The organism is Cognataquiflexum rubidum (assembly GCF_022538115.1).
Classification (GTDB): Bacteria; Bacteroidota; Bacteroidia; order Cytophagales; family Cyclobacteriaceae; genus Cognataquiflexum; species Cognataquiflexum rubidum.
In genome coordinates this window covers 25,987-50,651 of sequence record NZ_JAKZAL010000002.1, presented here as the reverse complement: position 1 = coordinate 50,651, position 24,665 = coordinate 25,987, and the positions used below count along the sequence as shown (strand labels likewise).

21 protein-coding genes are annotated in these 24,665 nt (G+C 40.4%); 14 read left to right on the top strand and 7 right to left on the bottom strand.

Going from position 1 to position 24,665, the window contains the following annotated elements; translation table 11 throughout:
• Nucleotides 1-7 precede the first annotated feature (7 nt).
• Nucleotides 8-673 (bottom strand): TetR/AcrR family transcriptional regulator, encoded by a 666-nt coding sequence (locus MMU05_RS02560; protein ID WP_241140100.1) that lies wholly within the window; start codon nucleotides 671-673, stop codon nucleotides 8-10.
• Between the two features lie 133 nt (nucleotides 674-806).
• Between MMU05_RS02560 and MMU05_RS02555 the strand changes: the two genes are divergently transcribed.
• From MMU05_RS02555 to MMU05_RS02545, 3 genes are all read left to right on the top strand, one after another.
• On the top strand, nucleotides 807-1,388 hold the full coding sequence (locus MMU05_RS02555; protein WP_241140099.1) for a hypothetical protein: 582 nt from the start codon (nucleotides 807-809) through the stop codon (nucleotides 1,386-1,388).
• 312 nt (nucleotides 1,389-1,700) lie between these two features.
• A complete protein-coding gene (locus MMU05_RS02550; RefSeq protein ID WP_241140098.1) occupies nucleotides 1,701-2,033 on the top strand; it encodes a type II toxin-antitoxin system RelE/ParE family toxin in 333 nt (110 codons plus the stop codon).
• A gap of 13 nt (nucleotides 2,034-2,046) precedes the next feature.
• Entirely contained in the window at nucleotides 2,047-2,373 is a 327-nt protein-coding gene (locus tag MMU05_RS02545) for a helix-turn-helix domain-containing protein (protein WP_241125723.1), read from the top strand.
• Nucleotides 2,374-2,615: 242 nt separating this feature from the next.
• Here MMU05_RS02545 and hslV read toward each other — a convergent pair whose 3' ends face one another.
• Both hslV and MMU05_RS02535 read right to left on the bottom strand, forming a co-directional pair.
• Nucleotides 2,616-3,158 (bottom strand): ATP-dependent protease subunit HslV, encoded by a 543-nt coding sequence (gene hslV, locus MMU05_RS02540; protein ID WP_241140097.1) that lies wholly within the window; start codon nucleotides 3,156-3,158, stop codon nucleotides 2,616-2,618.
• Nucleotides 3,159-3,658: 500 nt separating this feature from the next.
• Nucleotides 3,659-5,362 carry a pyruvate dehydrogenase complex dihydrolipoamide acetyltransferase gene (locus tag MMU05_RS02535; RefSeq protein ID WP_241140096.1) on the bottom strand — a complete coding sequence of 568 codons (1,704 nt, stop codon included), beginning with the start codon at nucleotides 5,360-5,362 and terminating at the stop codon, nucleotides 3,659-3,661.
• Nucleotides 5,363-5,485: 123 nt separating this feature from the next.
• Between MMU05_RS02535 and MMU05_RS02530 the strand changes: the two genes are divergently transcribed.
• The 11 genes from MMU05_RS02530 to MMU05_RS02480 all read left to right on the top strand — a co-directional run bounded on the left by MMU05_RS02530 (nucleotide 5,486) and on the right by MMU05_RS02480 (nucleotide 19,478).
• Complete coding sequence (locus MMU05_RS02530; protein ID WP_241140095.1) at nucleotides 5,486-6,445, top strand: YheT family hydrolase; 960 nt, start codon at nucleotides 5,486-5,488, stop codon at nucleotides 6,443-6,445.
• Nucleotides 6,446-6,465: 20 nt separating this feature from the next.
• On the top strand, nucleotides 6,466-7,164 hold the full coding sequence (locus tag MMU05_RS02525; RefSeq protein ID WP_241140094.1) for an SOS response-associated peptidase: 699 nt from the start codon (nucleotides 6,466-6,468) through the stop codon (nucleotides 7,162-7,164).
• On the top strand, nucleotides 7,161-8,066 hold the full coding sequence (locus tag MMU05_RS02520) for an MBL fold metallo-hydrolase (RefSeq protein ID WP_336246828.1): 906 nt from the start codon (nucleotides 7,161-7,163) through the stop codon (nucleotides 8,064-8,066). Before MMU05_RS02525 ends, MMU05_RS02520 begins: the two co-directional genes overlap by 4 nt.
• Before the next feature lie 142 nt (nucleotides 8,067-8,208).
• Complete coding sequence (locus MMU05_RS02515; protein WP_241140093.1) at nucleotides 8,209-9,207, top strand: 3-oxoacyl-ACP synthase III family protein; 999 nt, start codon at nucleotides 8,209-8,211, stop codon at nucleotides 9,205-9,207.
• A 64-nt stretch (nucleotides 9,208-9,271) separates the two neighbouring features.
• The gene (locus MMU05_RS02510; protein WP_241140092.1) at nucleotides 9,272-9,757 is read left to right on the top strand and encodes a hypothetical protein; all 486 of its coding nucleotides are present in this window, start codon (nucleotides 9,272-9,274) and stop codon (nucleotides 9,755-9,757) included.
• Between the two features lie 85 nt (nucleotides 9,758-9,842).
• The gene (locus MMU05_RS02505) at nucleotides 9,843-11,423 is read left to right on the top strand and encodes a toxin-antitoxin system YwqK family antitoxin (RefSeq protein ID WP_241140091.1); all 1,581 of its coding nucleotides are present in this window, start codon (nucleotides 9,843-9,845) and stop codon (nucleotides 11,421-11,423) included.
• 47 nt (nucleotides 11,424-11,470) lie between these two features.
• Entirely contained in the window at nucleotides 11,471-11,644 is a 174-nt protein-coding gene (locus MMU05_RS02500; RefSeq protein WP_241140090.1) for a Lacal_2735 family protein, read from the top strand.
• A 209-nt stretch (nucleotides 11,645-11,853) separates the two neighbouring features.
• On the top strand, nucleotides 11,854-13,203 hold the full coding sequence (locus MMU05_RS02495; RefSeq protein ID WP_241140089.1) for a DUF6600 domain-containing protein: 1,350 nt from the start codon (nucleotides 11,854-11,856) through the stop codon (nucleotides 13,201-13,203).
• 301 nt (nucleotides 13,204-13,504) lie between these two features.
• Nucleotides 13,505-14,743: an ROK family protein gene (locus MMU05_RS02490; RefSeq protein WP_241140088.1), complete on the top strand. Its 1,239-nt coding sequence runs from the start codon at nucleotides 13,505-13,507 to the stop codon at nucleotides 14,741-14,743.
• A 63-nt stretch (nucleotides 14,744-14,806) separates the two neighbouring features.
• Nucleotides 14,807-18,115: a VCBS repeat-containing protein gene (locus MMU05_RS02485; protein WP_241140087.1), complete on the top strand. Its 3,309-nt coding sequence runs from the start codon at nucleotides 14,807-14,809 to the stop codon at nucleotides 18,113-18,115.
• A 1-nt stretch (nucleotide 18,116) separates the two neighbouring features.
• Nucleotides 18,117-19,478: a vanadium-dependent haloperoxidase gene (locus MMU05_RS02480; protein ID WP_241140086.1), complete on the top strand. Its 1,362-nt coding sequence runs from the start codon at nucleotides 18,117-18,119 to the stop codon at nucleotides 19,476-19,478.
• Nucleotides 19,479-19,489: 11 nt separating this feature from the next.
• Here MMU05_RS02480 and MMU05_RS02475 read toward each other — a convergent pair whose 3' ends face one another.
• The 4 genes from MMU05_RS02475 to MMU05_RS02460 form a co-directional block, all read right to left on the bottom strand.
• A complete protein-coding gene (locus MMU05_RS02475) occupies nucleotides 19,490-21,352 on the bottom strand; it encodes an FAD-dependent oxidoreductase (RefSeq protein WP_241140085.1) in 1,863 nt (620 codons plus the stop codon).
• A 40-nt stretch (nucleotides 21,353-21,392) separates the two neighbouring features.
• Complete coding sequence (locus MMU05_RS02470) at nucleotides 21,393-22,277, bottom strand: ROK family protein (protein ID WP_241140084.1); 885 nt, start codon at nucleotides 22,275-22,277, stop codon at nucleotides 21,393-21,395.
• A gap of 139 nt (nucleotides 22,278-22,416) precedes the next feature.
• Complete coding sequence (locus MMU05_RS02465; protein WP_241140083.1) at nucleotides 22,417-23,445, bottom strand: LacI family DNA-binding transcriptional regulator; 1,029 nt, start codon at nucleotides 23,443-23,445, stop codon at nucleotides 22,417-22,419.
• Between the two features lie 81 nt (nucleotides 23,446-23,526).
• Nucleotides 23,527-24,660 (bottom strand): glycoside hydrolase family 18 protein, encoded by a 1,134-nt coding sequence (locus MMU05_RS02460; protein WP_241140082.1) that lies wholly within the window; start codon nucleotides 24,658-24,660, stop codon nucleotides 23,527-23,529.
• Between the last annotated feature and the right edge of the window lie 5 nt (nucleotides 24,661-24,665).

Below are 24,665 nucleotides of genomic sequence, written 5' to 3'. Positions count from 1 at the left end.
TTTCTGATTACTTATTTTGGTACAAAAACTTGGCAAAATCGATGAAGGAATCAATGGCACTTTTGCCCATGAGGTCAAAAGCAAGGTTGACGGATTTCTCGATGGCCGCGTCTGTTTTTTCGAACGAAGGTGAACTGTCTTTGATCCAAAACTGGAATACAAACCAAACCTGAGGCCAAAGTGCTTCATCATATCTGTCCGAAATGATCGGTCTGCTCGCAATTTCTTCCGTTTCTTTTCCTTCGAGAATGATCTCATTGGCAAAGTCCTTGAACTTATGCCTGAAAGTTTTGACTTCCACAGGAAGGATATTCTTTATGCCTTTGTTCCCTCCGTACAAAGACAGCAGATATGACCTGTTTTTCTTGAGTTCTTCCACCAAAGTGAACAGAAAACCAAGCAGTTTTTCACGGGCGCTGTATTCTTTGAATACTTCCTGAGATTCCAAGTTTCCGATGGTGTCGTCAAAAAGCTTTGCCCAAACGGCCGATTTGATGGATTCGAATGAAGTGAAGTAGGTATAGAATTCCTCTTCTTTCATCTTCAGTTCCTTGGCAAATTTGAATACCGAAGCCGGTTGCTTACCGTGTTCCAATACGTATTCTACGTATCCGGTTATGATTTTTGTCTTTTGATCTACTTTGGCAGTTTTCTTGGCGGGTGCTTTTTCCATGGTTGGTATTGTTTACTGGAGACATAACCCAGAAAAGGGACATGAAGTTTAGAAAAGCAGCACAAATCCAACAGGATTATCAAAAATTATTTTAGTTTTATGGGGTTGGTTCAATTTTGAAAAAAAGATTTCGATGAATAAACTTCTGACAATAAAATTTAAGAATCGCCTTTATCTATTATTTATATTTATTCCTTTCGCATTTACTCTTTTTATTCTAACTGGTATCATCCTTTTTATTGTCTTTAAAATAGAATCCATGGTTTTATTTGCTGTTATTTTTTTAACGGGATTAAATTTTCTAACGAGTCTAATTGCAAGATTTAGATATATACCTGCAGGCATCTTTAATTTCAACCAAGAATACATTGAGTATAATGGGAAAAAAAAGAGTTGGAGGGAAATGAAATCAATAGACATTTATTATCGAGGAGATTCCTTTTGGCACTCTAGGTTTAAAGTTTTTCAAAAATATAAAGCTTATCGCAGGTATAATAATTTAAATTATGTGGGAAAAAATAACTACGATGAAAAAATGTTGGACAAAATAGACTTTGACGGTGATCAGATCTACTTTAAAATACGGAACCAACAGGATAAAGACATTTTCTTTAAGATAAAGGAATTAGCTGAATCATATGACCTAAAGACGACAGTTAAAAATACTGACTTTTCATATAGTCTCTTTGGAAAAACTTATGGAAAACAACTCTAGGCAAAGGTTGATCGGTTAAAAGTTTTGATATAACCATTGGAGTTAAATTACCTAAAAAGGTATAAATGAAAGAATTTCATTGACGCAATGAAATAGGCAGACAATGCTAATTTTGATCCCTTAAAGTATTTGATTAGAAAAGGATTGGTTGCTTTTGTTTAGAAAACATTAATTACCAAAAACCAAAAAAGACCTTCTGAATAATCACATTCAAAAGGTCTTTCGGAAATTAAAAGCAGAGAGAAATAATCTGTATTAAGGTTTCTAGATATGGAAACATTATTTATTTTTGTAATGTTTATCAAGTATTGAATGAGGTATTTCGAGACAAAATTTTTAGAAGAAGCAAACGAGTTCATTTCAGGACTTGACCTTAGGACCATCAAGAAAATCTTCTACAATATTGACCTTGCTGAACAGACCAATGACCCAAATCTTTTAAAGAAACTTCAAAATGACATTTGGGAGTTTCGTACAAAATACGCAGGACTTCAAATTAGGCTTCTTGCCTTTTGGGATAAATCAAATAACAAAAAAACTTTGGTTGTTGCGACCCATGGTTTTATAAAAAAGGTTGACAAAGTGCCAAAAAGCGAAATCGACCGAGCAATTAGATTAAAGGATAATTATTTTCGAAACAAATAGAAAAATTAATCATATGGCAACCAAACAGATCAAGACATACTCGCTTGCCGAAATGAAGGACAAGTATATCGGTAAAGTAGGAACAGTTGACCGTGACGAATACGAATATGAACTTCGTATGGATGTTTTGGGGAAAATGATCAAAGCAGCTAGGCAAGAACGGAATTTGACACAAGAAGAACTTGGGAAGCTTATTGGCGTGCAAAAAGCCCAAATTTCCAAACTTGAAAGCAGTGCCAACAGTGCTACAATTGATACCATTTTGAAAGTGTTTAAAGCTTTGAAAGCAGAGATAAACTTTAACGTAAAACTTGAAGACAACTTTGTTAAACTCGCATGAAAGGATGGTAATCAAATCAATATGCCGGTAGATTTACGACACTTTGTAGATTTTAAACAAAAATTCAAAAAAAACCCCTTCGACTTCACTCAGGGAACGCATTAAATGAAAAAACAGTAGGGGAAGAAGGGAAAGGGCTCCACCCTTTCCCTTCTCCCCCCTCAATAAATCATCATTGGAGCCTGAACGTAGTCGAAGGATAGGTCCCTTAGCGTAGTCGAAGGGCAAAAACCCAAAAGAAATTATTTCACCACTTTTTCCACCACCAGATTATGGTTGGTATAGATACAGACATCGGCAGCTATGCCGAGGCTTTCTCTGACCATCTCTTCTGCAGTAAGTTGGGGTGCGAATTTCTTCAAAGCTCTTGCGGCAGATTGGGCATACATGCTTCCCGAACCGATGGAAGCGATTTCCATATCCGGTTCGATCACATCACCATTACCTGAAATAATAAGAATATCCACAGAATCCGCTACGATCATCATGGCTTCGAGCTTGCTGAGCATGCGGTCTGTCCGCCATTCTTTGGCGAGTTCGACGGCAGCTCTTTTCATGTTGTTGCCATAGGCACCGAGTTTTTCCTCGAATTTCTCCAAAAGTGTAAAAGCATCAGCGGTAGAACCTGCAAATCCGGTGACGATTTTTCCTCCCTGTAATTTTCTGATTTTATTGACAGTGCTTTTTGCAATAGTATTACCCAAGGTAGCCTGACCGTCTGCACCGATGACTACTTCCCCGTTGTGCTTGATGGCGACTACGGTTGTTGATTTTATTTTTTCCATATTTTTATAAGACATGAGATATGAGACGTGAGATGTGAGATTTTTAATTGAAATAAGGTTGATATAAACTGAAATATTTAAAAGAAATACATGGAAATATGGTAGAAATAAAGTTGATATATTGAATTCGTGTAACTAGAAATTAGCTGGAATGAACTGAAAAACCTACGTTACTAGCCTATTTCGCTAAACCTATTTCAATATTATTTCGCGAAGAATATTTCTATTGTATATCGCAAAGCCTATTTCAACCTTATTTCGCGAAGCGTATCTCCATCGTATTTCGCGAAGCGTATTTCAACCTTATTTCACAAAGTTTATTTCGCGAAGCATATTTCTACCTTATATCGCGCAGCTTATTTCAACAATATTTCGGGAAACATATTTCAACTATATATCGCGAAGCTTATTTCACAAAGCTTATTTCATTTCTTCAATAACCATACAAAAGCAAAAAGTCCCGTGAAAACAGGACTTTTTGACAGTATTTATTTTTTCTGTTAGATCAACATCCTGACGGGATCTTCGAGCAATCCTTTCAAGGTAAGCAGGAAAGCAGAACCAACCGCTCCATCCACTACCCTATGGTCACAGGAAAGCGTCACTTTCATGATATTTCCGATCTGCATCTGACCGTTTTTGACAATCACGGTTTCTTTGATCCCACCAACAGCAAGAATACAGGCATCCGGCGGATTGATGATCGCTGTGAACTCATCGATACCAAACATCCCCAAGTTGGAGATGGTAAATGTATTTCCTCCCCAATCCTTAGGTTGCAATTCTTTGTTTTTGGCTTTCCCTCCCAATGCCTTGGCTTCTGTCGAGATTTGCGACAAAGACTTGCTATCCGCAAATCGGATCACAGGAACCAATAATCCTTCCTCCACAGCAACAGCCATACCGATATGGATATGGTCATTGTACCTGATTTTATCCCCCAACCAAGAAGAATTTACTTTTGGATTTTGCTTCAAAGCCATAGCTGAGGCCTTGATCACAAAATCGTTGAAGGAAATTTTCACCGGAGAAATTTCATTCATGCTTTGTCTTGCAGCAATTGCCTTGTCCATGTTGATTTCCATGGTAAGGTAAAAATGCGGTGCACCAAACTTGCTTTCCGCCAATCTCTTAGCGATGACTTTCCTCATTTGTGAAACCTTCTCTTCTCTGAAAGATTCCTGACCCAAGACAGGTCCTGAAACAGGTGTGCTTGATGCTGCTGCAGTGGGCATTGCCGCAGGTTTTACAGATGCAGGATCGAAAGATTCCACATCTCTTTTGATGATTCTTCCACCTTCGCCGCTTCCTTTTACCAAAGCGATGTCAATTCCTTTATCAGATGCCATTTTCTTGGCCAATGGAGAAGCGATAACCCGTCCGTTTTCAGATGATGAAGTTGGAGCAGAAGCTTCAGCAGGCTTGGATTCTGATGGCTTGGTTTCAGGAGCTTTTGCTTCAGTAGCAGCAGGCTTTTCTTCTTTCTTCTCTTCAACAGCGGGGGCTTCCGCACTGCCTGATTTTGATTTGTGTGCTTTGAGCAATGTCTGGTAGTCGGCACCCTTTTCTCCGACGATAGCGATCACACCATCCACTTCCACAGAATTACCGGCTTCCACGCCTATGTAAAGTAAGATGCCATCGTCATAGGATTCGAGTTCCATGGTGGCTTTATCTGTCTCTACTTCGGCGATGATATCACCGGATTTGATGGTATCTCCTACTTTTTTGAGCCAAGAAGCTATCGTTCCCTCGGTCATGGTATCAGACATCTTTGGCATGGTCAATACAGTCGCATTGATCCCGGAGACATCGATAGATTCCTTTGGAGTTTCCGCTTTTTGAGGAGCAGGGGCAGCTTTTTCTTCCTTGGGAGCTTCGGTTTTTTCTTCTTTTTTATCTTCAGCTTTTGCTGCAGGAGCTCCGCCACCGGAGATGTCCTTGAGCAAAGCATCAATGTTTTCACCTTTTTCTCCAATAATGGCAATTACCCCATTGACAGCCACAGCGTTTTTTTCCTCCACACCGATATACAGCAAAACACCCTCTTCATAAGATTCAAGTTCCATGGTTGCCTTATCGGTTTCCACTTCGGCAAGTATATCTCCCGGCTTTACTGCATCTCCTACTTTTTTCAACCACGCTGCGATCACCCCTTCTTCCATGGTATCGCTCATTTTGGGCATTCGTATTATCTCGGCCATAAGTTGATTATATCCTAGTCAAATTTTAAGGAGTCCAAAAATAGTTCTTAAAATGTCTAGATTCAAATATAATAGTAGTATTTTCAGGTTTGATAAGTTCAGAATTGATGATTTTGTTTTAAAATGCCTGTTGTAAAAAAAACAGATTACGAGTATCCAAAATGGCTTTTCAACGGTCATTTGCAGACCATAATCCCAAGCTTATTCAGGGACACGCACTCCTTACCTTTTGAAAGAGAAAGGGTTATTACACCCGATGGGGACTTTTTGGACCTGGATTGGCTGAGGAACGCATCCCAAAAATTAGTCATCATCAGCCATGGATTGGAGGGCAACAGCCAGCGGCCTTACATGACAGGAATGGCAAGACATTTTTTTTCAAACGGATATGATGTGCTGAATTGGAATTTTCGCGGATGCAGCGAGGAACTCAATAACAAACCGATTTTCTACCATTCAGGAGCCACTTATGACTTGGATTTTGTGGTGGACCATGCTTCGCAAAATTATGAATCCGTCTATCTGATCGGATTCAGCTTGGGCGGAAACCTTACTTTGAAATACCTAGGAGAAAAAAGAGACAGAACTCCAAAAATCAAAAAAGCCGTGGCTATTTCTGTTCCGCTCCATCTTGAATCTGCCTGTATCAAAATCTCTACCGGAGAAAATATCATGTACGCCAAGAGATTTTTGAAAACCTTAAAAGAAAAAGTGGTCAGGAAAGCAATGAAATTTCCTGATGAAATTCCAACAGGAATTTTGAGGAAGATCAAAACGCTACAGGATTTTGATAACCATTATACAGGACCTTTACATGGCTTTAAGGATGCCCATGATTATTATGAGCAAAGTTCTTCATTGCAATTCCTGGAATCTATTGAAGTTCCATCCTTGATTCTTAATGCCCAGAATGATCCATTTCTAAGTGACAAGTGTTATCCGATTTCCATCGGGAGAAAATTAGACCATGTTTGGATGGATTTTCCAAAATATGGAGGCCATGTTGGTTTTAGTCCGAGAAAGAAGGCCGATATTTATTGGTCCGAAAAAAGGGCGTTTGAATTTATCACATCAGATCAGTAATTTTCAGAAAAACCATTACCATGTGCGGCAGATATTCCCTTAGCAAAAGTAAAATTGAATTGGAAGAAAGATTTCAGGCAGAGATGTTGGTCGATTTCAAACCGCGGTTTAATATCGCACCGACCCAACTCGTCCCTGTCATCACTTCTGAAAGCCCAAAAGGATTTTCATTTTTTTATTGGGGCATCACACCGGATTTTGCCAAAAACAAACCTGTTTCCCAAAAATTTATCAATGCCAAGGCAGAAACGGTACATGAGAAAATTTCTTTCAAATCTTCTTTTGAAAAAAGAAGATGCCTGGTGCCTGCAGACGGTTTTTATGAATGGAAAAAATTGGGGAAGAAAACCAAAGTCCCTTATCGTTTCACCATGGCCAACAATGAAGCCTTCTCTTTTGCGGGTATTTGGGAAGAATATGAAAACGAGAAAGGGGAAATCAACCATACATTTTTGATATTGACGACCGAGCCAAACAGGCTTGTGGCCGAGGTTCATGACAGGATGCCCGTCATTCTGAAAAAAGAAGATGAGAAAAAGTGGCTTGACAAATACAGTTCTGAATCAAACCTGCTCAAAATGCTGACAACCTACTCGGCCGATGATATGTTGAGCTACACAGTATCCCCTCTTGTAAATCAGGTCACCAACGATAGTCCCGGAATAATCCGCAAAACATCCCCTATGGACCAATTTGGGAATTACACTTTATTCGGATGATGGAAAAAATTAAAATTATTGACCTGCATTTTCAAAAATCAAAAGATGCTATCGCAAGCTTTTTGATAGAAACATCCGATGGACCGATACTTATCGAAACAGGTCCGGCAAGCACTTTTGACCAACTCAGCCGCGGAGTATCAAAATGCGGACATTCTATAGATGAAATCAAACATGTATTGCTGACACACATTCATTTTGACCATGCCGGGGCAGCTTGGAAACTTGCTGAAGCCGGAGCCAAAATTTATGTGCATCCCTTTGGTGTTCCCCATCTGGCTTCTCCTGAAAAACTTTGGAACTCCGCCTCCCAAATTTACGGAGATGACATGGACAGGCTTTGGGGAAAGATGAAACCCATTCCTGCCAACCAATTGGTCAGTGTGGAAGACAAGCAAGAACTCGAATTCGGCAATACAAAAATCAAATCCCTGCATACTCCCGGACATGCTGTCCACCACATCGCATGGAAAATGGGCGATATCATATTTACAGGCGATGCAGCAGGCGTCAAGATTGCCGGAGGCCCGGTGATGCCTCCCTGCCCTCCACCCGATATCAATTTGGAAGAATGGAAAAAGTCCCTTGCCATCATCAAAAGCGAAAAGCCAAAGGAATTATACCTCACCCATTTTGGGATTATTGACGCGGTAGACTATCATTTGGACAGTCTTTCCTACATGCTAGACGATTGGGCAGAATGGATCAAACCCTATTTTGAGAAAAATGTGGACCAATCTGAAGTGGTTCCGCTTTTTATGGAATATTCCAAATCGCAATTTTTGAGAGAAGGATGTTCAAAAGAACAGATCCAAACCTATGAATATGCCAATCCCAGCTGGATGTCAGTAGCGGGCCTTTATCGGTATTGGAAACTCAAAAGTCAGGGAAGGCTGAAATAGTCCCTTATTTTTTCCATTCATGTACGAATAGCGACTTGTAAGGCTGTTTCAATTTTGTTTTTTGGTATTCAAAAAAGGAAATGGGATATTTGCCTCAACCAATTACGCGCAAAACAACCAGACCCAAAATACTTTTACGGCCATGTACAAATCCAAAATCACAGGAGTAGGACATTATGTCCCTGATAGAATCATCACCAATGAATATCTATCCACCATTATGGATACCAATGACGCTTGGATTGTGGAGCGCACCGGCATCCATGAGAGAAGGTGGTTTACTCCGGGCAAGGATACATTGGCCAGCATGTCTGTCAATGCGTCAAAAATTGCCTTAGAAAGAGCGGGATTATCCAATAAAGACATTGACTTCATCATTTTTGCCACAATAACCCCTGATTATTTCCTTCCGGGGGAAGGGGTATTGTTACAGAGAGAACTTGGCATGCAGGGAATCGGAGCATTGGATATCCGGAATGCCTGCTCGGGATTCATATATGCGCTTTCTATTGCAGATCAATTTATCAAAACCGGGATGTACAAAAACATCCTTGTGGTAGGTGGAGAAATCCAGTCTTCGGCTTTGGACAAAAGTGATGAAGGCAGGTCAAGTGCGGTAATTTTTGCCGATGGGGCAGGCGCAGCAGTGGTAAGCAGGTCCAATTCTGAAAAATCAGGAATACTTTCTACGCATCTCCATGCTGACGGTGACCATGCCGAAGAGTTGTATTGCTCCTCACCTAGCAGTTGCCAAGAAGTCAGGATATCCACTGAAATGATAGACAGGGGTGACTTTTTCCTCAAGATGAACGGAAATGCCGTTTTTAAACATGCTGTGGTGAGGTTTGCAGAAGTTATCCAGGAAGCTTTGGATGCCAACGGCAAAACCAAACATGATATTGACCTCCTTGTTCCCCATCAGGCCAACCTAAGAATCAGCAATTATATCCAACAAAAATTGGGCTTGCCAGACGAAAAAGTATTCAATAATATCATGTATTATGGCAATACGACTGCCGGTACGATTCCTATTGCCTTGAGTGAGGCTTTTGAGCAAGGAAGGCTCAAAGAAGGTGATCTGGTTTGTTTGGCAGCTTTCGGAAGTGGTTTTACTTGGGCCTCAGCATTGCTGAATTGGTGAAAAAATGTCCGAATTGAAACTAGATCTGGAATTGCTAAAAAACAAAACCCTGTTCCAAAAAATCATGGAACAGTCAGATTTGGTAGAAGATCTTTTCAGTAGCCTGGCAAATGATTTTCCTCAGAAGGAACTTCGTAAAATTCACCAAAATGCCAAAGGAACAAAAATATCCAAGGGATATAATCTAGAAAATGCCCCTTATCAGGTGTTGGATTTGGTCAGGGATTTTGACGAACAAACAGGATTTAATATCCGGGTTTTGAACTGGTGGGGAAATGGCCTTTTTATTTTTGTTTATTTTGGTGGACTGACCTTAGAAAAACACATTGGATTACTATCAGAATTAACGCCTTCCTACAAGAATTGTGACCATTCTTCCCCTTGGGCTTATGGCCAAATTATTTCCAAAGAAGTGCAGAAAGTTGGTTTAAAACCAAAAAAAGATGGTTTCTCCCAATTTTTTAAACAGATTGATCCAGACCCTGAGTATTCCAAAACATATTCTTTGATAAAAAAAGAAATTAGGTTTGTCTTAGATAATCATTCTTAAAACTTTCCTTATTTCATAATTAGCGCTAATTTAGAACCTCCTTTGTAGGGTTACCGTATTCAACAAAAACAAGAAGCCAACTTATATGAAATATATTTTTGGAGTTTTATTCTTCATTATTTCTCTCAGTTCAATAGCCCAAGACAATCAAAATCTGGTTTCACTTTACAACTCAGACTCTTCGATTATTGGGACTGGTGTTTTGAGAGATGGAAGAATGGAAGGACTTTGGAGATTTCAAAATCCCAAAACAACCGCACTTGTACAGACCATCACTTTTAGCCGGGGATTGAGAGAAGGAGTCACTGTCAGCTATCATCCAAATGCTGCCAAGCACATAGAAGCAGAATACAGGGCAAACAGACTTAATGGTTTTTTCAAAGAATATGACAGGACAGGTTCATTGAAAACAGAAATGGTATTCAATGACAGTGTCAGAGTGGGTCCTTACCGGGAGTTTTATGGCAGAGAAGGCCAACCTGATTTTGTCAATCCAAGACAGGTTAAAGTAGAAGGACAGTTTGTCAATGGAAATAGACATGGAAAATGGGTAACCTTTTACAATTCGGGGGACCTAGCTGTCATTCAGACCTACGTAAACGGAAAAGTTGAGGGTCCTCATATTGAATACGCACCGGAAGGTGATATCATGCTTCAGGTCAATTATAAAAATGACATGCCACATGGGCAATTTACCAGATTTGCATTTGGGGGAGTGGTCGAAGAAACAGGCGAATTTGAAAATGGAAGAAGAATCGGAAAATGGCTTACTTATTTTCCCGGGACCAGAACTATCGAATCTGAAAAGTTCTACGATGCTTTGGGGAATAAAACAGGAGAATGGAAATTTTATTACGAGAATAAAAGAGTAGCCCGAATAGAAAAGTATGAAAATGACATTCCGGTAGGAACCTGGGAGGAATTTTTTCCAAACAGGGCATTATCCAAAAGAAAAACCTACGAATTAGGCTTGCCTACCGGTCCCTACATCGAAAACCACGCCAACGGCAATGTCTCTGTGCAGGGTCAATATGTAAACGGAGGAAAAGACGGACTTTGGAAAAGTTATTTTCCGGAGGGTAAAATATATTCTATCGGTGAGTATAAAAATGATTTGAAAACAGGACTTTGGAAATATTTCAACAAGATCGGAATTCTGATCGCTGAGGGTGAATATACCCTTGGGTCAGAAAACGGACAGTGGTTTTATTATTATGACGGAGGCCAATTGAAATCCGTAGGAAGCTACTTTCTTGGATTTGAAGACGGGACTTGGGGCTTGTTTTATGACAACAAGCAACTTACCCAAGAGGAATTTTGGACCAATGGAAGGCTGATCAATATTGGTGATTATTATTCTTATGACGGTACCAAAACCCTGGATAAGGGATCATTAAAAGATGGCAACGGAATAAGGATTACCTATTACATTGATGGTACCAAAGAATCAGAGGGCAATTATTCAAGTGGCAAACCAGAGGGTTTGTGGATTTATTTCCATGAAACGGGCAAAAAAGCTTCTGAAGGTCAAATGAAAGACGGCAAAAAAGAGGGACCATGGAAGTATTACAATATCAGCGGACGACTAGAACAAATCATCAATTATAAAGAAGATGAGATTGTGGAAGAAAATCAGGAAACTGTTGACTCAAGGTTCAATTTTTAAATTGGATAAACACTTTTGAAGTTCTGGGAGTTCTCAAAATAAAAACCATGTTTGGACTATTCAAGAAAAAAACCGAATTGGAAAAACTCCAGGACAGTTACAAGGAATTGCTAGAGAAAGCCCATAAAATATCCCATAGCAATAGAACACTCGCTGACAAGATGGCGGCAGAAGCGGAAGAAATAGCAAAAAAAATAGACCTCCTCAGAAAAGACGGATAATTCCTCAAGCCCGAAATTGACTTTCGGGCTTATTTATTGGTACCATTTTTAATTTATTTTTCACTTTTTCAGGTAATTTAAAACAGGTAAAAAAAATAATAATTTGCTAAAACGATTTTTCAAAATATATTATTCTATATAAGTCAATATCATAAAACTTAATTCTTTAAACTGCCGTAAAACCCATCAAGAAAATAAACCAAATTATTATGAAAAGGTCAACAATTTATCAGGTAAGTTTCCTGATCCTCTTTGGCTTAGGAATGGTATTCAGTCAAGAATCCAAGGCGAATCCATATCATGGAATTTCCTTTCAGGTGTTTTACAATGAATTGAGTCCTTATGGTGATTGGGTCATGGATCCAACTTATGGCTATGTGTGGATACCTTATGTGGATCAGGGATTTCACCCTTATGGAACAGATGGGTATTGGGAAATGACAAATTTTGGTAACACTTGGGTATCAAATTACCAATGGGGATGGGCGGCTTTCCATTACGGACGCTGGTTTTGGAATGATTACTACGGTTGGGCTTGGGTTCCGGGATATGAATGGGGACCAGCTTGGGTAAATTGGAGAACAGGTGGAGGATATTACGGTTGGGCACCATTAGGTCCTGGACTTCATGTCAGCGTTGGGTTCAATATCCCTTCCAATTATTGGGTTTTCATACCGCAGAGAAGATTTAGGTCAAGGAACTTCTTCAGGTATTGTGCACCTGCTTATCATGTGTCCCATATCTATCAAAGAACAACCGTCATAAATAACACCTATGTCTACAACAACAACACTTACTATTCAGGACCATCTAGAAGAGATATAGAAAGGTCTACAAGAACGGTGGTTCCGGTGTACCAAGTCAGTGATTCTGAAAAACCGGGCAGAACTGTCGTTCAAAAGGATAGGATAAGTGTCTATAGACCTGAGGTAAGGGAGGTAAACGCAAGAAATGAAAACCCAAGACCTTCCAGAGCATTTACAGCTGAAGAGTTCAAAAATAAGTCAATCATGGAAACCCGGTCAAGGCAATCTTCTACAAGAAGCGTCGAAAACCAGCCTTCCCGTGAATCAAATAGACAGACTGTCCCTGACAGAGAAATCAATAGAAACAGCTCTGGAAATACAAATGTTGGATTGAATGAATCTAACACGCCTTCAAGGAATATCCAAAACAGCAATAGAAATGGCTCTTTTGAACAAACCCAACCTAGGAGTCAAGCTAGACCAGAACAGTCCCCAAACCCTGAATCAAGGTCAAGGAACAGTTCTCCTTCCGTCGTAAATGGGAATTCAAGATCCGGTCAAGCTTCACCAGCCCAAAAACCGGATGTATCAAGAACCATTGAAAATTCTAGAAGACAAGCTGAATCTACAAGGGAACAGGTAAACCAGAGAAGTCAGGAGGTAATCAAAAGACAGCCGGCACCAAGTCAACAAAGTTCACCAGCTGTAAATTCCAGACAAGAAGCCAAACCAACTAGAAGCCAGGAAGCAAAGCCAAGTTCGGAAAGCAGGCCTGCTTCATCTTCTCGAGGCGGCGGTAGGGGTGGAAATTAAAATTGAAAAAGAGAGGTCCCAAAAGGGCCTCTTTTTTCTTTTTTAATCCTACCAAGGAATTGCTTCCCCGTTCGAAATAAAAATGCTGAATGGAAAATTCCCACTGATACCATAAAAAGCAATTGGAATTTGGGTAAGTTGAAAATCAGCCAAAAAATGAAAAAATTTCCTAACACCTTAGAGATTTAGGGTAATCTTCGAGGAAAATTGCAACAAATGACCATTGATAATTGATTTTTTTTAGTAAGCCCTTTTGATATGCTTAAAATTATCATTTAATTGGCTTTCTTAAAGCCGCAGAATGAACCTAATAAACCCGAAAAAAAACCTGGAAAAAATTCTGGGTGTGGTAGAAACAAAAAGTTATACCAACAAATTGAAATTGATCAAAAACCTTTATACCAAAGGAAGCAATACTGCTGGAGAAATCTGTATTGAGGTGGGAATTTCCCTGCCGACAGTCAATTCCCTGTTAGGAGACTTGATGGCTTCAGGAGAAGTGATAAAAAACGGAAGGGCAGAATCTCAGGGTGGAAGAAAACCGGACTTGTATCAATTGGCAGGAGATGCCTTCTATGTACTTTCTGTGGACATCAATAAATTCCGTGTCCGAGCTGCCATCTATAACAGTTCAAATGAATCTATCACGGAATCCGAAACCATAAAAATCACTTTGAACAATGAAAAAGATACCTTTGAGCAGATTTGTAATTTTATTTTGAACCATAAGAACAATTCAGGAATACCGGACGAAAAAATCATAGCCATAGGGATTTCCATGCCGGGATTGATTGATTCCATCCATGGCATCAACCATACCTATCTGAAATTCGGAAAGAAAAGTCTTGTGGAAAATTTTGAAGCAAGACTTGAGAGAAGGGTATTTTTGGAAAATGATGCCCGGGCCATGACCTTGGCCGAATTTAAATTTGGTCAAAAAGACAATTACAAAAACGTCCTGGGAATTTTTATAGGTTGGGGAATAGGATTGGGAATAATCATCGACGGGAAAATCTACCAAGGTGCCTCCGGCTTTGCAGGGGAATTTAGCCACTCCCCCATTTTCGAGTCAAGTGACATCACCTGCACCTGCGGGAAAAAGGGATGCTTGGAATCAGTGGCTTCAGGAACGGCAATAGTCAGGATGGCAAGAGAAGCGATTGCTACAGACAGCGATTCCATCTTGTCACGCATGGTAAGGGAAAACAACAATGAAATCGAACCTTTCTTGGTAGTGGATGCGGCATTGGCCGGAGACCAAAGGGCCATCACTATTCTTTCGGAAGTGGGTCTTGATTTGGGAAGAGGCATATCTATCCTTATCCAACTGCTCAATCCTGAAATGATCATTATTGGTGGTTCGGTAGCCGAAGCAAAACAATATTTAATAACCCCGATCCAACAAGCTTTGAACATTTACAGCATGGCTAAGGCCCGGGAGAATACCGAACTGGCATTGTATAAGCTAGGGAAAGAAGTAGGACTATTGGGAGGTGTAGCTGTGGTCAATGAAAAAATCTTTGACGATGTACTGGTTTAATTTTGCGGATATTCAAGGTTCTGTTCGAAGTCAGGTAGAGGTAAAATATTCTTGAAAAGTATTATGAATCAGAAGTTTTCAAAATCCGTATGGCTTTTTTTGGGCGTGATCTCCATAGCAGGGCTTTTTTTCCTTTCAGGTACTGAAAAAAACAAAACCGGAGCATTTGAACTTCTTTCTCCCAAAAGAACTGGTATTAATTTTTCCAATACGCTAAGAGAGGATAAAAAGAACAACATTTTAACCTATGAATATTTTTACAACGGAGGAGGTGTCAGCGTAGGAGACATCAACAATGATGGACTGGAGGATGTTTTTTTTACCGGAAACATGACAGACAATGTCCTGTATCTCAATCAAGGTGATTTCAGATTCAAAGACATTTCAAAAACCGCAGGAGTCAAAGGAAAAAAATCCTGGACAACAGGGGTTACCATGGTCGATATCAATGCCGACGGATGGCTCGATATTTATGTCTGTTATTCGGGAAACGGAGATCTCAACAGCCGCAGAAATGAACTTTATATTAACCAAAAAAATCTGACTTTCAAAGAAGAAGCCGCCTCCTATGGCTTGGATGACCCTTCCAACAGCACCCAAGCATTATTTTTTGACTTTGATAAAGATGGTGATTTGGATATGTTTCTCCTCAATCACCACATCGAAGTCATCAATGAAATTGAGTTTGACCAGGCAAGAGCCATAAGGCATCCTTTTGCAGGAGATAAATTATTTAGAAATGATGAGGGAAAATTTACCGATATCAGCGAGGAAGCAGGGATAAAAGGAACCGCTTTGGGATTTGGGCTTGGAGTAGCAGCTTCAGATATCAATGGAGACGGATGGATTGACCTCTATGTCAGCAACGATTATATCGAGCCGGACTATGTGTATATCAACAATGGAGACGGTACTTTTTCGGACCGGATGACCGATATGATGCAGCATATTTCCCATTTTTCTATGGGTTCGGATATCTCCGATGTCAACAATGACGGATTGATGGACATATTCACTTTGGACATGCTTCCCGAAGACAATAAAAGACAAAAATTGCTGTATGGTCCGGAAAATTATGAACAATATGCTCTGATGGTCAACCGTGGGTTTTACCATCAAAACATGCGGAATATGCTTCATCTTAATCAGGGAAACGGTTTATTCAGCGAAATAGGCCAATTGGCAGGCATATCAAATACTGATTGGAGCTGGTCAGCTTTATTTTTTGATGCCACCAATTCCGGTTTTAAAGACCTTTTTATCAGCAACGGATATTACAGGGATTATACCAACAGGGATTTCCTGAAGTACAAAGGAGATTATTATTTCAAATCCGCCGTAGCAGGAGAAAAAGCCGACACGCTTCATTTGGTCACCAGCATGACCTCCACCCCTGTTTCCAATTACATTTTTGAAAATGGCGGGAATCTGATTTTTAAGGACAGGTCAAAAGATTGGGGAATCTACGCCCCCAACTTCTCAAGCGGCGCAGTCTATGCGGATCTCAACAATGACGGGCAGCTTGACCTCGTGGTAAACAATCAAAACCATCCTGCTTTTATCTACCAAAACAAATACAAAGAATACAGCGGAAATACCCAAAATTGGATCCAGATCCATTTGAAAGGTAACAGTCCCAACACATTTGGTATCGGTGCCAAAGTAGCTCTTTACACCGGAGGCCAAGCCCAATATCTTGAGCAAATGCCAACCCGTGGATTCCAATCCTCAGTTTCAAACAGGCTACATTTTGGATTGGGAGAAAAATCCAACGTAGATTCTGTGGTTGTCATTTGGCCAAAAGGAAATGTGTCCATTTTGAAAACCCCTGAAATCAATAAAATTTCTGAGATTTCAGAAAGTGACTTGGCCAAAAGTGAAATCAAGGGATTTTACCTTACACCTCTTTTCCAACCAACGGAAAACAAAATCCCTTTCATTCACCAGGAATATGGTTTCAATGATTTTAAAAGGCAACCACTTTTACTCGAAATGCCATCTTATGTCGGTCCGATAATGGCAGCTGCAGATATCAATGGCGATGGACAGGAGAAAATTTTTGTGGGAGGAACCAAAGGATCTGCAGGAAAATTATTTGAATTTTCAAAAGGAAAATGGCAGGTCATCAATTCTTTCAAATCCGAAAGTGAATTCACAGATGCAGATGCAGAGTTTTTTGATGCCAATGGAGATGGACACATGGATTTATATATCTGCAGCGGCGGCTATCACGATTACCTTTCCAATGAAGAATCCCTACAAGATAGACTGTACCTCAATGATGGTAACGGAAATTTGAATCTTAGCCCTAACTCCCTACCAAAAATATTGGTCAGTACTTCCTCCGTATCTGTTGCTGATTTCAACAACGACGGCAATCCAGACCTATTTGTAGGAGGCAGAATCATCCCCGGGAAATATCCCCAAACTCCCCAAAGCTATATTTTGATCAATGATGGCAAAGGTAATTTTGCTGATCTTTCAAATCAGTATTTGCCGGCAGGTGGGAAAATCGGAATGGTTACCGATGCTGTGAATTTAGATTTGAATAAAGATGGTTTCCAAGACTTGGTTATCGCAGGAGAATACATGCCCATCACCGTTTTCCTGAATGAAGGGGGAATAAGCTTTAAGGATGTTACCAAAGAATGGGTTGGGGAAGATACAAAAGGTTGGTGGTCGAGTATTGCCATCGGGGATTTTGACAAGGATGGTGACATGGATGTAGTGGCGGGCAACTTCGGACTGAATTCACAATTTAAAACAAATACAGCCGAACCACTGAAACTCTATTTTGGCGATTTTGATGACAATACCTCCACAGACCCGATTCTGGTCAGTTATGTTCAGGGGAAACCCTTTCCATTTCCAAGCAGGGACGAATTGCTGGATCAGGTATATGGTTTCCGGAGTAAATTTACTGATTATGCAAGTTATGCCGAGGCCACAATAGAGCAGATTCTGACCAAAGAGCAATTGAAAAATGCCTCAAAATTGGAGGCCAATGAGTTGCGGAGTATGTATTTCGAAAACAATGCGGGGAAATTCATTCCCCACGTATTGCCGATTGAAGCTCAATTCGCTCCGATTCATGCCATCCATGTTTTCGATTATAACAACGACGGTAATATGGATTTGGTCCTTGCGGGAAATCAAACCTATACGAGGTTAAGGCTTGGAATGATGGATGCCAATCTTGGACAACTTTATCGCGGAGATGGAAAAGGGAATTTCCAATTCATCCCTCAGCGGGAATCAGGATTTTCCATTCTGGGCGATGTGAAGTCGATTCTTCAGCTGCCTTCCCAGCCAAATCTTCTATATTTCGGAATCAATAACAAAGGGCTGATCAACTACCAAAAAAATGATTGACATGAATTGCTTCAATAAACGATGGGGGTTAATTCACTTGGCCTTTCTTGTATTTGTTTGCCTTGGCAATCCGATTACTGCTTTCTCCCAAAAAAATGGAACTCCTCCCACAAAAGTATTCATCGAAAATCTATTTTACATTACAGAAGTGATGGTTACGGATGTGGCCTCCCCACCCGGTGCCGCTAGATTCTATGCTTATTCAACCTTAGCCGCTCATCTTACATGGGACCAAGCTTTGGGATTGAAGGAAAACGAAAATCTGTTGACCAAAACCAATCATGAAAAAATCGGATTCATCGGGGAAACAGAAAAAAACCTCTCACCGGAATTTGTGTCAATTTATGCCATGCTGGATGTGGGAAAGAAAATCATGCCCTCCGGAAAACTACTTGAAGCCAAGCAAAAAGCCCTAATCAACCAATTTTCCAAATCAAAATGGATTTCTAAAAAAGAAGTAGAAGCCAACATTACCTTTGCGGAAAAAGTGTCGGCACAGGTTTTGGAAATAGCCAAAAATGATGGTTACAGGCAACTGAGTGCACTGACAAGATATACTCCCAAGAAAAACGAAGGACATTGGTATCCCACTCCTCCGGCCTATATGGGCGCAGTGGAACCCGAATGGCGTACAATCAAGACATTTTTCTTGCAAGACCTGAAGCCCCATAAGCCTGCCCCACCTGCAAAGTTTGACCTGACCGAAGGAAGTCCATTCAAAAACCAATTGGATGAAGTGGTTCAGGTTACTTCTGCATTATCGGAAGAACAACAATTGATTGCCAATTTTTGGGATTGCAATCCATTCAAAGTGAGTTTTTCCGGACATATGGCCATTGGGTTAAAGAAGATTTCACCCGGAGGTCATTGGATTGGAATCACAGGAATTGCCGCAGAAAAAGCCAAGTTACCTTGGCAGGAGACCATATATATCCACACCTTGGTGGCAATGGGATTGCATGATGCATTTATAAGTTGCTGGGAAGAAAAATACGATTCCGATAGAATCAGACCTGAATCTGCCATCCAAAAATACCTGAATCCTACTTGGAGGCCATTGTTGCAAACTCCCCCATTTCCTGAATATACCAGTGGTCACAGTGTCATTTCTAAAACGAGCGCGGTCATCCTCACCCACTATTTTGGGAATGATTTTGATTTTATCGATACCTCAGAAGTCTATTTTGGATTGCCCGAAAGACCGTTTAAGTCATTTTCGCAGGCGGCAGATGAAGCTGCGATTTCAAGGCTTTATGGTGGAATACATTTCCGCGATGCCATAGAAGAAGGTGTCAAGCAAGGTGATAAAATAGGAAACTACATCCTGCAGAGAGTTGGAGGAAAACAGATTTCCGAACGCTAGGCAACCTTGATTTAAGGCTTGATAATCTTTCCATTCAAATCGACCGGAATTGAAAATGGATCAAGGATATTATCCAACAAGACCGCCACAATCAGCCTATCAAGCTTTGATTCGGAATCAGGTGACCCACTAAGCTCTAAATTTTTCCAAATCATCTTTAGATCGGTTTCATTCAGTTCAGGTCTGACTACTTTCAAAATCTCCAAAAGCTTACCAAAGTTCAAGGGTTCACCGGAAGCATCCCAATATTGGGCATATTGGGGATACAAGGGCCTCAAACCATCGACCAATTCGAATTCAGATATTTCCCTTTCAGGATAAAACCATGTTTGATTTGCCCATTTATAGGGCACACCAAACCCCTTCAAAATCCCTGTCGCTCCAATTTTTTGCACTGCCAAAAAGTGGGGATGACTTATCGGCACATCACGAAATGGCATCAGATAGGCATTTTTTGCCAAGAGATTTTCCTGAACCATCCTCACTTGAACCTCTTGCAGATTTTGTTGGCTCAGGATAGCCGTCCCTGCCAATGCTCCTGCTGCTTGTCCGATCCCCAATACAACCGGCTGAAGTCGGCTTGCACCATTGACGATATTGGAAACGCCTATGCTTTTCTCCGCCACAATTAAATTGGTGGACCCTTTGGGAATCAAACTTCCCAATGGAATATTGTAGGCAGGTACTCTGATTTTAATAAAATCAATTTCGGGTGCATTTAGATTCATCTTATGGTGATGGTCAATGGTATAATCCCCAACCGCGATTCCCGTCCGGTAAAGAGCATTCTCCTGCCCGTACGGATCCAAAACATACTGCAAAGAAAACATGGTTTCTGCGTCAATACGCCTAGACTCTCTATGGTACGGCACAAATGGAAGTTTGTCTTTTGTTGGAAATTCGTCCTCTGCAAGTCCAAGGTTTTTGTAACCAAGTTCGTTTTGGATATAATAGATAAACCTCAAGGAATGCAATTTGGCTTCTTCAAGCGCCTTGTTTCGATCTTCCTTTGACATTTCAATGATGTTCATATACAAGTCATTGCCGCAGTTGGGCCAATTGATCATGTATTTTCCATTGGGAAGTTTTCCATAGTTGAGCATCTTTTGACAATCATTCTGGGGACTGTCAAATGAAATGGGATCTGCATGATTGCAGGCGCATGCAAAAATTGCAGGATCATATCCCTCCGGTTTGGGAATGGTTCTGTCTGAGTTTTTCCCAAAATCTTTCAAAACAACCACATAAGTCAAATCCTGTACAATGTTATTGGCCGACTTGGGTGCGAATGTTTCCCCAAAACGCTCCTGACTATCCATTCCCACATAGTATTTGTAGCCCAGAGAAGCCATCACATCACCAAGCTCAGTGGCATCGATGAGCATTTTTGATTTTATGGTTTTTGCTTTTCCCTTTTCGAGGTACTGTACTGTCCAAAAACCGTCTTCAAAAACAGCCTTTTGCCAGCTGACCTCAAATAGAATACGGAGATTCTGCTCTTCTTTGACCCATTCCTGAAAAATCCTGTTGCCTACCGATGGTTCAAAAAGGGTGTTGCTGACCCAACCCGTACCGACTGCCTCCGGACCACCATAATGTGCATATAGCTTTTCTCTGAATTCTCCCCAAATCCCCGACGGTAAATTGTGGTTACCATCAATGGCAGAGACACCGGCGGCAGTAATCATTCCACCAAGCCAAGGAGTTTCTTCCAAAATGACCGTTTTGACACCCATCCTTGCGGCTTGGATTCCTGCAGATGTGCCACTTGCCCCTCCTCCGATGATGATTAACTGGGGTTCTTCCTGACCAAATCCTGAAAACGAAATGAAAAGAATAGACAGAAAGAGAGTAATCGATGAAAATCGCTTCATTGGTTTCTAATAAATAAAATAAAGGATCAAGTTACGATTCTCAGTCCAAACCTAATAGCACTTTTTGATCAAAAAAATGGGACGCTGCGCCAAAAAGTGCACTCTTATCTCCAAAATCACTGACAAAAATCGGTGTGTTGATTTGCTTTTGATTCAGAATAGAAATTGTTTCTTCCAGAAAAAGCGCGTATGCCTGGGAGATACTTCCCCCCAATACAATGGCATCAACTGGCATTTCTTCAAATCTCATCAGAATAAATTCGGCCATATTTTTTGAAAATGTACTGAATGCCGGCATAGTCAGCCGAAGCCATTCAGGATTATCTATGATCTCCTTTACACCTTTTACTTCCAATGAAAGATTTTCCCTGCACCAACCGATAAACCACCCTGTACCAAGGTAATCCTCTGCAATGCTGTCTTTGAATTTGGAAGACCATAATTCAGCGTCAAAAACCTGATTATGGAATTTTCGGGAGGAGCCTAGGCCCGTTCCCAAAGTCAGTCCCAAAATATTTTCAAAACCGGAAACTTTCCCAAATTTTGATTCTCCCATCAAAAAAGCCTTTGCATCATTGACAAAGTGGATTTGGGTAGTCATGATACCCAACCTTTCGCTCAATTCCTCCTTGATATTAACCCCAAAAAGATGGATGAATTTTCCTTGGTCAATTATCTGACAGATTCCATTGACATAGTCGAAAGGCGCAGGCATGGCAAGAATGACGCAACAATGGCGGAAATCAGAAATCAAATCCTTAAAAACTGAAACCCATTGTTGGAGAATTGAATCCCTGGATTGTTGCGAATCAATATTTTTCTTGGAGATTGAATTCAAGGCAAACCCATCAGGCTTTTCTACAAAAGCAGCCGCTGAAATATGGGAACCACCTATATCGGCAGATAATATCGATCTATTAGACATAGTTTGTTTTTCAAAATTTTTTCAAAGCAGGATCCCAAGAAATCTTTTAAATAATCAGAAAAAGCATCAGGAACTTGCTAAAAGGATTTATCAAAAATAGGAAAACACTTTCATATTTCCATCCATGATAAAAAAAGCCTTATATTTTGTAATCAGAGGATTCTCGAATATGAAGGATATTGGGAAGAGTTACCTTATAATCAGGCTTGCTGCTTTCATCATCCTCAAGCAGCATCAACATCCCCTCCATCAATTTTTCCGCAATAGATTCTATCGGCTGTTCAATAGCAGAAATATTTGGCTGAAAAAGGGTAAAGAAATAATGGTCGTCAAACGAAACCAGCAGCACGTCCTCCGGGATACGTTTCTTCAAGGAATTGAGTGCCTGTAATCCCTCAAAGGCAAGGTAATTGGTTGCGAAAAACAAACCATCAAGATCACTGTTCTTTTGAATGTATTGTTGAATTTTGGAGCTTGCACCAAATTCCGAAAGGTTGTGAAAGGGCAGCATAAACACGTTTTTCTTCAATCCATGGCTCTCCATAGCATGGCCATATCCCTGAAGTCTGTCAATCATCTGGATCTGATCAGATTCTACGGTGATAAATCCAATATTTTTACACCCATTTTGGATCAAATGCGACGTAGCTTCGAAAGCACTTTTTTCATTTTCCACCACAACGTAGCTGCAATCTATAGACGGGATCCATCGGTCAAAGAGCAAAACTGCAAATTCTTCCTCCAACAGTTCTAAAACTGTGCTTTCTAGGGCCGGGGTAGGCGTGATGATAAACCCATCTACACTTCTCACTTTAAAGGTATCGATCAGTGCTTTGGCCTTTTCGGGATCATTATCAGTACTGCAATAAATGATCTTATAGCCGCTTTTATATGCTTTTTCTTCAATCTTCCTCGCTATAGAGGCAAAAAACTGGTTAGAGATATCCTCCACCATAAAGACGATCACTTTAGATTTCCCTAATCGGAGACTCTGTGCCAAATGGCTTGGTTTATATCCAACTTCTTTGATATACTCCTCCACTTTTAAAGTCAATTCTTCGCTGATTCTTTTCTCCTTCGCTTTCCCATTGAGGATGAATGAAACCGTCGTAATTGATATTCCCAAGGACTTAGCAATATCTTTAATGGATGTCTTTTTCTTTGCCATTTCCTTCCTTTCCAAACCTTAGAATAGGACGACAATATGATGAATTTTGTTTATTTATCCATTCTATGGCAAATTTTAAGACTACTTCAAGCTTTCAAACAAGGCATTCAATAAAATATGGTCATCGGTATCCTCGTTGTATTCCCAAAACATGGCTCCTCCCATTTTGTGTTTTTTGATAAATTCGGCTTTCTGAAAAATAGACTCAGGATCTTCAAAAGTCACAAATATTTTTTCCTTTTCATTCCACAAGTAAGAAGCCTTTGAGTTTTCATCCCAGTGACGGACAAAAGAGGAATCTTTCATCATTTCAAAAATGGCACTATAAGGATATCCTTTTGATCCCTTTCCAAATTGGAAAAGACCATTGTTAGCAAGATTGACATCGGACCAGCTTCGCCCATAAAAAGGGATTCCCATCACCAGTTTTTCTATGGGTACACCAGCGGCAACATGGTCGTTGACGGCTTTTTCAACTGACCTTCCGATTGGGTCATTGGTATGCAGATTGGCATGGTGACCTGTGGTATCCCTCCAAGATTGGACGATAAAATCATAGGACATGATATTGATAAAGTCAAGGTATTTTTGCGCTTCACCGAGGTCATTGACATCCAGATATTCCTTAAAACCTGCAGAAGCAATAGTGCTCAAATAATGGGTATTGTCCAAGGTCCCAAGGCTGTCCAAAGCGATCCTAACGGATTTGAGCATCGATATAAAATTCTCTTTGTCTTCTGCACGATAAATATTTTCATCTCCTGGATACGCCGGATATTCCCAATCGAAATCCAATCCATCCAGGTCATGTCGGATCAGATAATCCACTGCAGAAGCGGTGAATTGCTTTCGGGATTCCTCAGTCAATACTGCATCTGAAAATCCTTTGGACCAAGTCCACCCACCGATAGAAATCAAAATTTTCAATTTGGGATTTGACTTTTTGAGAGAATTCAATTTGGCCAGGTTTTCTTTGTCAGCCTGTTCTCTTCCCTCTCCTTCGATGACTTTACCATCAATTACATTTGCAAAGGCGTAATTGATATGGGTGAGTTTCTTAGCATCGATTTTCGTGGTATCCACTCCTTTCCATCCGGCGATATAGCCGATAATTTTATAATCTGTGTTTTCAGAATCATCAGAAGTGGTGGAAGGGTTTTTCGAATCACAGGATAGGAAACCCAAAACAGCAAATGCAAAAATTATTCTTCTCATTTCAT